The organism is Variovorax sp. LjRoot175 (assembly GCF_964253805.1).
GTDB lineage: Bacteria > Pseudomonadota > Gammaproteobacteria > Burkholderiales > Burkholderiaceae_C > Variovorax.
The window spans coordinates 988,641-1,000,969 of the sequence record NZ_CAXURY020000001.1 but is presented as its reverse complement, the minus strand read 5'-3'; the positions used below and the strand labels follow the sequence as shown (position 1 = coordinate 1,000,969).

Annotated in this window: 14 protein-coding genes, 1 tRNA gene and 2 pseudogenes; 8 read left to right on the top strand and 9 right to left on the bottom strand. The window is 61.0% G+C overall.

What is annotated here, in order from left to right; translation table 11 throughout:
- Positions 1-60: 60 nt before the first annotated feature.
- Positions 61-327: a hypothetical protein gene (locus ACSQ89_RS05030; protein WP_436296120.1), complete on the bottom strand. Its 267-nt coding sequence runs from the start codon at positions 325-327 to the stop codon at positions 61-63.
- Positions 324-683: an ogr/Delta-like zinc finger family protein gene (locus tag ACSQ89_RS05025; protein ID WP_436296614.1), complete on the bottom strand. Its 360-nt coding sequence runs from the start codon at positions 681-683 to the stop codon at positions 324-326. The genes ACSQ89_RS05030 and ACSQ89_RS05025 overlap by 4 nt, the downstream gene beginning before the upstream one ends.
- 343 nt (positions 684-1,026) lie before the next feature.
- Between ACSQ89_RS05025 and ACSQ89_RS05020 the strand changes: the two genes are divergently transcribed.
- The 3 genes from ACSQ89_RS05020 to ACSQ89_RS05010 all read left to right on the top strand — a co-directional run bounded on the left by ACSQ89_RS05020 (position 1,027) and on the right by ACSQ89_RS05010 (position 4,284).
- A complete protein-coding gene (locus tag ACSQ89_RS05020; RefSeq protein WP_436296119.1) occupies positions 1,027-2,463 on the top strand; it encodes a hypothetical protein in 1,437 nt (478 codons plus the stop codon).
- Between the two features lie 36 nt (positions 2,464-2,499).
- Positions 2,500-3,735 (top strand): IS4 family transposase, encoded by a 1,236-nt coding sequence (locus tag ACSQ89_RS05015; protein WP_436296017.1) that lies wholly within the window; start codon positions 2,500-2,502, stop codon positions 3,733-3,735.
- A gap of 246 nt (positions 3,736-3,981) precedes the next feature.
- Positions 3,982-4,284 carry an HNH endonuclease gene (locus ACSQ89_RS05010; RefSeq protein ID WP_436296613.1) on the top strand — a complete coding sequence of 101 codons (303 nt, stop codon included), beginning with the start codon at positions 3,982-3,984 and terminating at the stop codon, positions 4,282-4,284.
- A gap of 66 nt (positions 4,285-4,350) precedes the next feature.
- On the opposite strand, the gene ACSQ89_RS05005 is transcribed toward ACSQ89_RS05010, so the two are convergent.
- The 4 genes and pseudogenes from ACSQ89_RS05005 to ACSQ89_RS04990 form a co-directional block, all read right to left on the bottom strand.
- On the bottom strand, positions 4,351-5,115 hold the full coding sequence (locus ACSQ89_RS05005; RefSeq protein WP_436296118.1) for a hypothetical protein: 765 nt from the start codon (positions 5,113-5,115) through the stop codon (positions 4,351-4,353).
- 403 nt (positions 5,116-5,518) lie between these two features.
- Positions 5,519-5,593: transfer RNA gene (locus ACSQ89_RS05000), tRNA-Arg, on the bottom strand.
- 122 nt (positions 5,594-5,715) lie between these two features.
- Positions 5,716-5,837, bottom strand: a pseudogene (locus ACSQ89_RS04995) (transposase); the annotation flags it as partial.
- Between the two features lie 128 nt (positions 5,838-5,965).
- Positions 5,966-6,138: pseudogene (locus ACSQ89_RS04990) on the bottom strand (transposase); the annotation flags it as partial.
- Positions 6,139-6,500: 362 nt separating this feature from the next.
- Here ACSQ89_RS04990 and ACSQ89_RS04985 point away from each other — a divergent pair.
- Complete coding sequence (locus ACSQ89_RS04985) at positions 6,501-6,950, top strand: helix-turn-helix transcriptional regulator (RefSeq protein ID WP_436296117.1); 450 nt, start codon at positions 6,501-6,503, stop codon at positions 6,948-6,950.
- Here ACSQ89_RS04985 and ACSQ89_RS04980 read toward each other — a convergent pair.
- Positions 6,868-7,311 carry a DUF3606 domain-containing protein gene (locus ACSQ89_RS04980; RefSeq protein WP_436296116.1) on the bottom strand — a complete coding sequence of 148 codons (444 nt, stop codon included), beginning with the start codon at positions 7,309-7,311 and terminating at the stop codon, positions 6,868-6,870. The genes ACSQ89_RS04985 and ACSQ89_RS04980 overlap by 83 nt on opposite strands.
- A 487-nt stretch (positions 7,312-7,798) precedes the next feature.
- Between ACSQ89_RS04980 and ACSQ89_RS04975 the strand changes: the two genes are divergently transcribed.
- The gene (locus ACSQ89_RS04975) at positions 7,799-8,059 is read left to right on the top strand and encodes a hypothetical protein (RefSeq protein ID WP_436296115.1); all 261 of its coding nucleotides are present in this window, start codon (positions 7,799-7,801) and stop codon (positions 8,057-8,059) included.
- A gap of 78 nt (positions 8,060-8,137) precedes the next feature.
- On the top strand, positions 8,138-8,476 hold the full coding sequence (locus tag ACSQ89_RS04970; protein WP_436296114.1) for a hypothetical protein: 339 nt from the start codon (positions 8,138-8,140) through the stop codon (positions 8,474-8,476).
- Between the two features lie 48 nt (positions 8,477-8,524).
- Here ACSQ89_RS04970 and ACSQ89_RS04965 read toward each other — a convergent pair whose 3' ends face one another.
- Both ACSQ89_RS04965 and ACSQ89_RS04960 read right to left on the bottom strand, forming a co-directional pair.
- Positions 8,525-9,409 carry a terminase small subunit gene (locus ACSQ89_RS04965; protein ID WP_436296113.1) on the bottom strand — a complete coding sequence of 295 codons (885 nt, stop codon included), beginning with the start codon at positions 9,407-9,409 and terminating at the stop codon, positions 8,525-8,527.
- Between the two features lie 137 nt (positions 9,410-9,546).
- Complete coding sequence (locus ACSQ89_RS04960) at positions 9,547-10,692, bottom strand: DUF4238 domain-containing protein (RefSeq protein WP_436296112.1); 1,146 nt, start codon at positions 10,690-10,692, stop codon at positions 9,547-9,549.
- A 206-nt stretch (positions 10,693-10,898) separates the two neighbouring features.
- Between ACSQ89_RS04960 and ACSQ89_RS04955 the strand changes: the two genes are divergently transcribed.
- Entirely contained in the window at positions 10,899-11,177 is a 279-nt protein-coding gene (locus ACSQ89_RS04955) for a hypothetical protein (protein WP_436296111.1), read from the top strand.
- Between the two features lie 83 nt (positions 11,178-11,260).
- A complete protein-coding gene (locus ACSQ89_RS04950; protein ID WP_436296110.1) occupies positions 11,261-12,274 on the top strand; it encodes a hypothetical protein in 1,014 nt (337 codons plus the stop codon).
- Positions 12,275-12,329: the final 55 nt, after the last annotated feature.

Sequence of the window (12,329 nt, the reverse complement as noted above, 5' to 3'; positions counted from 1 at the left end):
GCGCGGTGCGCAGCTCCTCGGCAATGGCGAGCGCATCGTTCTTGCCGAACAGAGCGGACTTCAGTTCTTGCCGAACAGAGCGGACTTCACTTCCTTGGTGACCACGTGGTTCGCCTTGGCGAATAGGCGCTTGAAGGTGGCCTCCGAAGCCGCTGCGGCGGCCTCGTGCTCGGCGATCTTCGCCTTCAGATCGGCTTGCCGCGCGAACAGCAGCGCGTAGGCCTTGCCGGCGCCGTCTTCATGCTCGCGGCGCGCTGCCTCCAAGGCCTGCAACGCATCTTGATAGGCCTGCGTGGCCCGCGCGAGCTTCTCTTGGATCGTGCTCATGTCGCTCCTTTCAGCAGTCGGTGAGCCGCAGCTCGGCCTTGCCTTGCCCGCCTCCAGAGGTGGCGAACTGCAGCGTGGTGTTCGTGTCGGCGCCGACGAACTCGCCGGTGGTGCTGTGTCGGCAGCGTTTGGAGCTGCTCGATCAGCACCTTGCGGCGCAGGTGCTGACTCAGCGGGAGCCGGACGGCGGGGCCCGGAATGGCCGAGAGAGACACCGTCCGGCAGATCTCCGTGATGGCCGCAAAGACATGGCCGCAGGCGGTGTTGCGGCAGGCGAGGTAGCTCTCTCGCGTGAGGTTGGAAACCTCATGGCTGGTGCGAACGGTGGTGGCGCTTCTGCAGTGGGGGCAGCGCATCATCATGGGCGATTGCCCTTCGTCGAACGGGCTGGCGTCGGCTGATGTCTTTGCATGCCTCGATGGTCCGCCCTCGCTCGGAAACGGCCAAACACTTCCGTTTCTAGAACGGCGATCTAGAACCGTTAGTGCCGTTCGCGCTGGTTTGCCGGCGAACGCCAAGGACCTGCTGGACTTGATTCGACGCCGAGCGCTTAGCCCGTCAGCATCGTTCGTGTGACCTAGTAGCCTTTCTTGCACTATCTGGCCCGGCCTGGAGTGACGTTCAGCGCAGGAGCTATGGCCCAATCGGATCTCCCAGCCCAACGAAATGGCTGCACGACATGCATACGGAGACCCGGAAATGGATGACCGCCTCAAGCAGAGAATTGAAAGAACAAGCTCGTGGGAGGACCTTCGCCAACTGGAATCAAATATCGAGCAGCGTGGCGGACTCTCCGAACAAGTGGTCAAGGCGATTCAGGACCGCGCGACCGAGCTGGGGCTTGCGCTCATCGCCGAGAAGACGGGAATTGACGTCGACGACCTAACGCCGGCCGAGCGCAAGATCGTTCAAGCGATCGGCGAGTACGTTGGGATCATGCGGAAGCAAGGGAGATACCCTGGACGCACTCTTGGGCAAGTCCGAAATCGGGGTCTTATCGACGCGGCCGAAGATGCCGTGTGCCGAGCAACGCCGACGCAAGGCTTCCAAGTGCTGGCGGAAGCTGACCTTGAGGATCTCTCGTACGAGCGGATCGTTCTAGACCATCAGGACGAGTTTTCGGCACGAGCGATATGGTTTTCGCGCCGCACGTTGGGCCTTGAAAATCCAATGGAGAAGCCGCCCGCCGCGACGCACAGCGACGTTCAATCTCGTACATCGGCCCTGCTGCTGTGGCTAAAGGACCAAGCGGCCGAGAACGATGGCTACCTCCCCTCGTTCACAAATGCCGAGGCCGCGCAGATCATGAGCATGGGCGACATGCAACGGTATGGACAGGTGCATGGAAATATTCAATCTCGCATCGACTTCGCGTGTTATCTGTGCGACCTTCCGCCGCTGGGCTGTGCCGCCGACGCCCCATTCAGCAGGGCGTGGGCGCAGCAAGGTCGTGATTGGGAATATCACGTTACGGGCATGCAAGCTGCAGCACGGGGACGCCAATGGTCGTCTACTGAGTTCGATCAGATCCTGCGCGAAACCGAGCGTTTGCCCGGTCAGGCTCATATTTCCTGGAAGAGTGCACTTGCGGATGCAGAGCAACGCGTCAAGGCCTGGGCCTTGAAGTTCGCAGATGAGAGACTTCTGCCTGAAGGCGGTGACGCCCCCGCAGCGGGGAGCCCGAAACGCAATCCCACTTGGACTAGAGACGAACTCATCCTCGCCTTGCATCTGTACCTCAAGCACCGAGACCACATACCAGGTACGGACAGTGCTGAGGTGGCAGACCTATCCAACTTCCTTAACAAGATGGGCCGGGTCCTGGGTTTGGCTGAAGCTGACACCTACAGAAATGCCAATGGCGTCTACATGAAGATGATGAACTTCCGCCGTTTCGACCCTCAGTACACCAAGGACGGCAAGACGGGACTCACAAGAGGCAACAAGGACGAGGAGGTCGTCTGGATTGAGTTCTCGCAGGATCTAGATCGACTTGACTGGGTCTGCGCCGCGATACGAAAAGCAGTGGATGAGCATGCTGAAGACCATGACCTTGGCGGCCCTGAAGAGCCAGAGATATGCGATGCCGCGGAAGGTCGCGTCTTGACCCAATACTGTTCGGATTGTGGAATATGATGCAGAATGACTGCCGTCGCAACGACGGAGTCGAGCATGGCGCGAACCAAGGCGGTCCTGGGCAGCGGAGCAAGGCTGGCTGACTTTCTGAGCGCCAGCCTGCTGGCGCGTGTGGTGCCGGCCGAGCTGGTCAATTCTGTGCTGGACGCCCACGGCTGCAACTCGCAGCGCGTGCGCAGCTTTCCGGCCGTCGCAGGGGCGTACTACTGCATGGCGCTGAGCCTCTACCCCGAGGCCGCCTACGAGGAAGTGTTCGCCGCCGTGTCGCAGGGCCTGGCGTGGGCCGCCGGCGCCGCCGAGCCGCCTCGGGTGACCAAGTCCTCGATCAGCGGCCTGCGCAGCAAGATCGGCGCTGCGCCGATGCGTGACCTGGTCGAGCGCTGCTGTGTGCCCATGGCCGACGCCCGGGCGCACCACCACGCGTTCTATGCCGGCCTGAGGCTGGTCGCCATTGACGGCAGCACCTTCGAGCTGCCTGACGAGGCGGAGAACGCGGCGCATTTCGGCTACCCGGGCAGCCGGATCGGCCGCGCAGGCTACCCGCAGGCACGATGCATGGTCTTGGTGGAGTGCGCCACGCACGCGATCCTGGGCGCCAACCTGGGGCCCTACCGCAGCGGCGAGTGGGAGCTGTTCCAACCGCTCTTGCCCCGGCTGGAGCCGGGCATGCTGTGCATAGCGGACCGGGGGTTCAATGGCTTCGAGCACTGGCAGCAGGCACAAGCCACCGGGGCGCAGTTGCTCTGGCGCTGCATGCGCAGCCGACAGTTGCCGGTGCATCGCATGCTCGACGATGGTTCGTACCTCAGCGCCATCTACCCCACCGGTGTGAGCCGCAGCGAGGCGATGAGCCAAGCCATCGTGGTGCGTGTCATCGAATACGCCTTGCCGGGACTGGCCGATGCACAACCGCGCTACCGTCTGTTGACCACGTTGCTGGACCCGCAAGTCGCCCCGGCGCTGGAACTGGCAGCGATGTACCACCAGCGCTGGGAAATCGAGGGCGTGTTCGACGAGCTCAAGACGCACCTGCGGCAGAGCCGGCGCGTGCTGCGCAGCAAAACTGCGGAGCTCGTGCGCCAGGAGTTCTACGGCTGGGTGCTGGCGCATTACTCGGTGCGCTGGCTGCTGCATCAGGGCGCCACGCGGCACCGAATACCGCACGCCGAGCTGTCCTTCACAGGGCACGTACAGCTGCTTCGCCGCGCACAGCCCCGCTCCGGGGCATTTCCCCCCAGCGCGCCCGAGGCGTCGACGACGATGGTTCAATGAACTGCTCGAAGCCTGCGCCCGGATCCGCGCCACGCGCACGCTGAACAAGCGCTCGCCGCGGATGGTCAAGCGGCGCCACTCGCCTTACGCATCATTCGACCACCGCGCACCGACGCGCGTGTCCACGGATTGCACTCCCAAGATCATCGACCCGCCTGGACCTCGACCCAAGCCAGCCGATGCCCACATACCGCGTCGATTTAGGAGCTTCATGCCATAAACGAACAGTATTGCGTCTTGACCCGTATGCATCGAGTTCGGGAGCGAAGCCGAAAGCTAGTTGAGCAAGCGAAGAAGCTGGCGCTAAAGAAGCACGGCCGACTATTCTGTGAGGCCTGTAAGTTTGACTTTGCGGACAGGTATGGAGCCATTGGCCAAGGGCTTATTGACGTGCATCACACCAAGCCGGTACACACGCTTGCGGAGGGGGATAGGACGAGCGTAGAAGACTTAGCTCTACTTTGCGCGAACTGCCATAGGGTGGTGCATTCGTCCCGTAAATGGCTGTCGGTTGCCGAGGTTGCCGCACTGGTTCGCTCCACTCCCTAGGCTACGGACCAGTCTCCCGTTCCGTGGCCGAAAGGTCTCGCGCTCAATTGCTGTCGAATCGCTCGCTCACAATTCGCCGACGACCTCAACAGTCCCATCACCCGTGGAAACGCGTCGGACAGCGCCTGTCTCTGGGTCGTAGAGCACGATCGCATTGAACGTGGCGAACACCACTCTTCCGCGGATCTCGGGACTATTGGCCTTTGCTACCGCTACGCAACTTGCGGCCGGTATCTTCTGTGGTGCTTCGGTCATGGGCGGCCGTGCTTCCAGCCGCACTTCGCGCTTGGCGAGCGGAAAACAAGTTGAAGGCCGAATCACCCAGGCGTCAATATGCGACTTTCCTGCTTCCATGCCGATCATCGGAACTACGGCGAGGGCCGTACAAAGGACAACGATCAAGATGACGCCAAACGTGAGCAATACCGGTGTGCCAACAAGGGTCCAAACTGCCACGAACAGAAATATGGCAGCTCGTGCGAGCCACGAGCGCTTGTGCATAGCGACACTCGCGTGGGTGGTCCAAACCTTCCACCGCGGCTGTCTGGAGACGAGCCGAGCCACCCCCCGGCCAGCGAGCGCCAGGATGCCGCCGGCAATCGTCAAGCCACCAACCAGGCTCAGGACGCGCAGGGTGACGGGCGACACGAGACGCCAGATGTCAGCGTAAAAGCTCAAGGTCATCAGCCTATCGAGCTGGACCACGCCCTGCACGATCGCCCATCCTCCGAGACTGAAAAGGTCGGAGGTAGAACTGAAGATGGCCGCATAAGGAATGCCGAATTTCTCCTGTGCGGACAGCGCGACCCCATAGCCAAGCATTGCCAACAAGATGCCGATGGCCGACGAGATCGAAATGAAAGGCTGCCAGCCAGTTGGTCGTTCGAGGACGGTCGATGGTTTCGCTGGGCATCACTTATGTGCTTGGATGGGTAGCGCCGGCCGACGATACCTTGCGGCAACGGTGCAGCCTGAAGTTCGAGTAGTCCTCAGGCAGGTATAGGCGGCGCGAAGAGCCCTAGCGGCTCTGCGACCGCGCGCCGCAGACGCTCCAAAGCCCGAGAATGCAGCCGCGGAATGTGCCCCCACTTTTAGACTTAGTGCCCCCAAATGTGCCCCCATGTACCCCCGGATGGGGGCATACTTCGCCGGACCATGGCGGACTCCAGTTTGGGATTTCTCAGAGGAGAAACGAAAAAATCCGGAAGAGTTTGGACTCATCCGGATCTGTAACTGGTCCCGCCGCCAGGAATCGAACCTGGATCTCAGCCTTCGGAGGGCCGAATTCTATCCGTTGAAATACGGCGAGAGGTGTGACCGAGGGGTCGACAGCTTCTGATTATCACCGATTAGCCGGCGGTGCCGGAGCCGATATGCCGGGCACCTCTAGGGCCAAGGTGGCGATGACATGCGGCATCAAGGTCGGCGCACGAGGGCCAGGTAGATCGCGTTGTTGCGCACCACCGCCTCTTCGCGGATCTTCACCCGCAGCGCGTCGAAGAAAATCACCAAGTACATCGACTCCAGGGGCGTGCCTGCCAGGCGCCCATTTCGGTCAGCACGGCGACGGTGAGCGACCATTCATCGTCCTGCTCGGGCATCATGGCGCCGAAGAGCCGCGTGATGACGCCGTCGTTGGGGAGATGCCCACTACGCTCGTGCGCGCATGATCTCGACGTTCAGCCGCTCCAGCGACCTCGCGCTGGCCGTCGGTGTTCTCGCCGACCGCCACTATCACTTGCCACGCTCACGATGCGCCGGCTTCGCGCGTCTTCACCTATGTCGCATCGATCCACAAGTAGGGTCAGTCGCCTCGATCTGACGCCCCAGGAAGGCGTTGACCGTGTGTGAAATTGAACATCCAGCGCCAGCGCCGCCGGTTGACGGGTTGACGCGCCATCCCGCGATCGAGGCGCTGACCGTGATCCGAAGGTTCTCCGATTCGGGGTGTCTTACGCCGCCCGGCAACGAGGTTCGCTATCAGAACGATCGCCCACTTTTTATGGTGGTCGGAGGCAGTCTGTAAGCGGATTGCGCGAGCGTCTTATCTCAGGCCACAGCGACGTCACCGGACAAACCAGCGGCAGAGGGTCTACACATCCGCCTGGGAGAACGCTGACAAGGAGCTATTTGCGCATCAGATCAAAAAGCTCATGACAACGCCGCTATTAGTGTTGCCGGCTTGATCTCACCATCTTCTTGTCTGAGGGGTTCAAATGAACGGAAATGACAAAATTTGCGAACTCAAGATTCAACTGCTGGAGCGGGAAATGGCCCGCTTGCGCCGATGTCGCGCCCTTCTGGACCACGAGATTGAGGACTGTGCCGGCGAAATTTGTGAGATTGAAAAGGAGCGTGCCACCATCGATTCGGGACAGCCTATGAGCGACGCGCGGCCCATATCAGTAGGCCAGTCTGCATGGTTCGACAAGCTTTCCGATGATGCATTTCTTCGCCTAACAAACCTGGTCCGGACACCGAGTCGGCCGACCGAGGAGTTTCTCCTTCCTTTCTCCGCCTCGGCGTTATGGCGTATGGTTTCTGACGGTAGGTTTCCAAAGCCCATAAAGCTGAGCGAGCGAATCACGGCGTGGCGAGTTCGTGACATTCGCAGCTGGCTTTTGCGATCGCATCCTTCGGTAGCAACGCGACGCAAGGCGCCATGAGATTCAGTGTGCGCGAAAGCCTCCTGTCGCCAGTGTCAACCCAGGTCCCGGCCGCAGCCACCGCCGCGCGCAGCTGGGCCTCGTCGACTCCCAACTCCTTTGTCCAGTAGCGCAGTTCGTGCGGCTCGTTCAAGTTGATGCGGACTCCAACCTGTGAGCCCTTGTTGCCCAGATCGCGCGCCAATAGGTCCACGGCGACGTCCTCAAGTGGGGCACTGGGATGCTCATCTTGGGCGAAGAGGTGATCCCGCTCACGGGTGGCGACAAGAACTTCAAGGCGGCGAGATGCCCACAGACCTGGTGGTGCATCCCGGCCGTGCTGGATGTCCTCGGGCCACACTGCCGTCGCCAGATGCTGCACGAGCTGACGCCCGTTGACGTGCAGAAGCGATTGGCGACTCGATGGTCAAAATTTGCGCCGTGACGCGGTGCGTGCCGAGAACGAGAAGCCCTCGAGAAAGAGCAGTAGCGCGCCGCGCGATGGGCCGAATTGCGCGACTAGGGCAGTCTGTCGATGCGCTCCTTCGCATCTCTGGTCGCTTCCAGGTGCGCCACTTCGCTCGACGGCAACCCTGGCCGTCGCAGCTCGAAGCGCGACGTGCCGTCCATCACATACGACCAATGCTAGGTCCTTGCTCTCTCGACCAGAGTGATCGCGACGTCGTGACCTTTGTAGTGGAGCTCGGTTTCCGGCTCCGCCATAAGCGGCGCCTCCACCAACTGAGCCTCAAATATGACCATCACAGCCTATCCCCTCGTATGGCCACTGCACAAGCCACGCACCGCCCATTAGAAGGTCGAGCGATCGGCCCCGACCGAAAGCCCAAGGGCCAATCGAAGGAGCAGCCATGCGACAACGCAATGTGACCAGGTGGATTCCATCGACGGTCAAGCCGGTGTGGGTCGGCGTTTACCAGGTGGAGCTCCGTGGCCGGGTTGGATTCTTCTATGCAAACTGGGATGGCGCGACCTGGCAAACAGCCCAAACGACCGCCGACGCCGCCGCCTCCAGCTTGACCGAGGCGCTGCCAATCACCGTCAGGGACATGCGTTGGCGCGGACGCAAGCGCGTGCTTCGACTCAGCGTTGCCGGAAAGCGGCGCGCATGAGCGAGTTTAAATCGGCCGATCTGGGTGAGATTGTCAAAGCTGGGCCCGAGGCAGATACTGAACCAAGGAACCAGGAGAATGACGATGGGCGCACCCCGGTACGCAACGATGGCCCGCAAGCACTGGGCGACCTGGCTGCCGAAAAAGGTGGCGGCGCTCAAGGCGGACCACGAACTGGAGCAAGCACTCCAGACGGCGGGGAAACTCGCGCAGGAGCGGGTGGTGGAACTGATGCAGCAAGGGTTCCAGCAGCACGAGGCGGAAGAAGTCGTCCTCAGCGAGTTGATCCTGCTGAAACCGGAACACGGGGCAAACGTGGAGCCATGGGAGCGCGAGAAAGACGCCGCGCTGGAAGCGATGTTCCGCAAGCAGACTGGCTCAACGACGCAGGGAACCAACCGGCTAACTTCGTCTTGAGGGAGCGGGAGCAGCGGGTCATCGTGGCGGACTGCGATCTCGATCGCCTCAGTCCTTCTCGCCGTGCTCGGGGTCACGCGCCACGGGCTTGAAGCCGCTGGAGTTGCCGCTGGCAATCGTGTGCAGGAGGCTGGCCAGCGGGTCGACGCGCTGCTGGTTGTCCTTCTCGTAGAGGCCCAGGTGCTTGAAGAGCTTCTCCAGCGCGGCGTCCTTCGAGTTCAGCAGGACCTCGATGCCGTACTTCGTGGTCTTGGCGCCCGCATAGATGGCAATGGCCTGCTTGGAGAGGTCGCGCGTGTCCATGATAACGACGCGGGCCTGGCCGTCGCCTCCGCACTCCGGGCATTCCGGGTTCGGCCGGCGCAGTGTGTTGAAGCCAATTCCGCCCTCCTCCTCGAACTCGGCCGCCTCACCACCCTTCTTGGCGAATGCCTCGCGGTCGTGGTTGTACTCAGACAGGGTGCGCTGGCGGCGGAAGCCTTCACCGTGGCAATGGCGGCAGCAACCGACCTTCACCTGCACCAGCTCGCGCACATCGGCAACGGCAATGTTCCAGGCTTCGCGCAGGACGGCGTCGGCGGTGATCTGGGTGCGCTCCTGCTGCTCCGCTCGCGCCGCCGAGATCGCAACCTGAATGTCAGGTTTTGTCAGGTTTTCGCAGGCCATCGACCGGGCGGTCCTCTTGCTGTAGCCGGCCCGGATGGCTGCCTGGGTCGCGTTCAGGTCAATGAGGTACTCATCGACGAAACGCTGTTGTCGCGGTTCAAGGGAGACCACTGGAAGCCCCATGGCGGTCTTGGGCTTGGTTGGCGCCTTGGTGGCGGCGGGCTTCTTCTTCGCACCAGTGGAAACACCCGCAGCCTCCTGACGAGGTGCGGGATTGGTGCTCTTCTTCGAGACATGGGGCTTTTTGCCAGCAGGGGACGAGTGCATGGCCGGGAGTGTTCCCGGTGCTTGGGAATCAGGCGAACCCTACATGGGGTCGGCGACAGTTGCGTTTAGCTTCAGCGCTCAGCGCAAATCGGATTCGGATGGCCGGCGATCGGACTCTGACTGCTGACATCGGCTACTCAGTTGGGGTGGGTGTCGTCACCTGCGAGGTTTAGGCTTTTCATGATGTCGTCCACATCGTCCTGACTTAGGAGGTGTGCACTCTTGCCGATGTCCGCGACAAGTTGGCGGTTGTCAATTGAATCTCTGTGCGCTACAAAAAATTCTAGGGAGCACTCCGCAATCGATCTTCTAATGCTCGCAGCAGTGGAAAAACTCTCGCAAGGCTCGCCCAGCTCTCCTATAAGGCAGGTTTCCGGGTCCAAGGGGAGAAGGACCCCGATCATCGGAGTGGCGCTGTCGTTGAGCGGGGTAACCTTGCGCTCGCCGGTCACTGCATACACCGCTACCGAATCCCCGAGGATGATGTCCCCTTCTGCGAACCTTCGGACTTCGAAGGTCAGCTCGGCAAACGCATCCTCTCTGGTAGTGGGCGCGCTAGGGAGCCGCAGTGCCTTCAAATGCGCTTGCTTGACAGCTTCTCGCAGAAGGGATGACTCGAAGGCCATTTTTGCCTCGGCTTCAAGAGCTCTGGCATGGTCGGGCGCAGTGCGCCGGATCTCATCCGGCATTGCTGCCGCCAAGTGTTGGATAGCAGCGGGCAATAAAGCTTCCACCGCTTCGGCTATTTGTTCCTCGGGAACAACATTGGCGAGTTCTAGGACCAGTCGCTTGCGAACGAGGTTGGGAAAGTTCTCGTCGGTTTGGATGTGGCGGATAAGTACTGCCGTCAGCTTCTCTGGATCCATCAGCGCGGCGTACGTCTTCCGCAACAACTGCTCGCTCGTCCTCTGAAAGTTCTGGCGTACGTGCCGCGTGCGGACGAGCGAGTGGTTAATCAACTCGGCTGCCTTATGTGAATCTACTGCTGTGCCGTCCGGCGCACCACACAACTTCGTCACGAACGCCGCCAATGATCCCTCGACATCTGTGATCTTGTCGTCCACAGACGTATCGCCCTCATGAGCGTAAAACTGCCCCTCAATGGCGATATTTTTGATATTTGTATTGATCGCCGACCGTTCCTTGTGAAAGACCCAGGCATTGTGGACGTCCCCAAGGCTAGCGAAGCCGCGCTGAAGAAATTGGGGAATGAAGTGGTGTCGTTTGCCGGCCATATTTAGACGAAATGAGTTCCGCTTGAGCCGCACGAAGTCAAATCCCAACGTACAGCTCTCCGCATTCTGCCGTAGCGCTTTGGCGCGTCCATCGGACTCTCAGCGGAAGACGTTGCGATTGACGAACCGTGCGCGCAAACGAACGGGGAGCCCGAGCGGGCTGCCGCGGAACCACCGGCCTGATGTGAGTGCACGGGCGCCTTGAGGGTTGCCATAATCGGCGCGCGCCGCGATGGCGCCTCACAGGAGAAGACATGTCGAATTGGAGAATCGCCGCAGCGCTCGGCGCCGTGCTCGCGGCCGGGTGCGCATCGCCCACCGGCATCGTGCCGATCGGAAGCGGGACCTACATGAGCTCGAAAATGGGCGGGCCGCTGGTCTACAGCGGAAGCAAGCTGAAGGCCGAGCTCTACGCCGAAGCGAGCGTCTTCTGCGCAAAGACCGGGAAGCAGGTTGAGCCGCTCACATCGAGCGCTGTCGATGCGATCGCGTTGAACAACGCTTCTGCTGAGATCCAATTCCGCTGCGTCTAATGGCTACCAGCTCTCCCGTCGCCATCCCCTCACATGCTGCCTCCGCGCCCGCGCTCGCCGCCCCTTCCCAGGCGACAGTGGCCATGCCGCCGCCGATCCCGCTGACTATCAAGCTCGCTCCCGAGCCAAAGCCTGAGCCCCCTCTCTACGAGCACCCGACCGTCGTCGGAGCAAGTTTGGCCTTGGTCGGTGTGGTAGTGACCGTTGCGATTACCTCGAAGCTCCGATCGCGAGATCTTCAGCACGCTGCAGTTCTCGCCAAGGAAGAGCGCGACCACTCTCGGGAGCTCGCGAAGACTGAGCGGGACCACAGTAGGGAGCAGGCTGGGATCGAACGTGAGCATGCTGCCGAGCAGGCAAATGTTGATCGCCAGCATTCCAGCGACGAAGCTCAACGTGCTCGGCTGATGCAGGCGAGGAAAGTGCTTTACAGCGAGCTGATCGACCAGTACCTGAAGGTCATGGGGATGTTTGCCACCTTACCTGACATCGACATAAGGAAAACGGAGTACGCGGAGGTGCTGCGTCTGTTTGGGGCGGCTGTCCACAAGACGTGGTTGCTGAGCGAAGTAGAGACAGCATTCCATGCGCGCGAGCTGCATTCCAAAGTCAACGAGTTGTTCTTCAGGTTGCTTGCCAGGTTGCCCGAACTGCACAAAGCCAAACGGCGCATCGAAAGAGCAGAGGGAAGGCGGGAGCGGGCTGCTGCTGAAAGGGATCGGCTGAAAGCCACCCAAGAGCATGCTGAGATAAGAGGTGCAGGCCCAAAGGTAGTGAGCGGCATCAGAGATGAAAAGGTGCGGAGTGAGCAGATCGTGCTGGAAGCCATGTTGGAGGTGGCAGCAGCGCGGGCCCAGCACGACTCGCTGGCACAGGAGTTCCGCAGGTATCTGTTGCCTGAAGCCAATGGGCTCCTGATGGACGCTCAGGAATTCATGTACCGGGCGCGTGAAGAACTCGGACTGGAAGGCGACAGCAGCGTCTTGCGAGATCAAACGGCCGACATCCTTCGTAGGGTCGTTCAAGCAACTGCTGATCTCGAGGATGCGATCCGGTCAGCGGCTGAAACCAAAAAGGCGCCGAGCGACGAAGAATGAAATTTTTCCTATTCGAGGGGTGTTGCTTTTCAGAAAGTCTGCTACAGGCTACGAC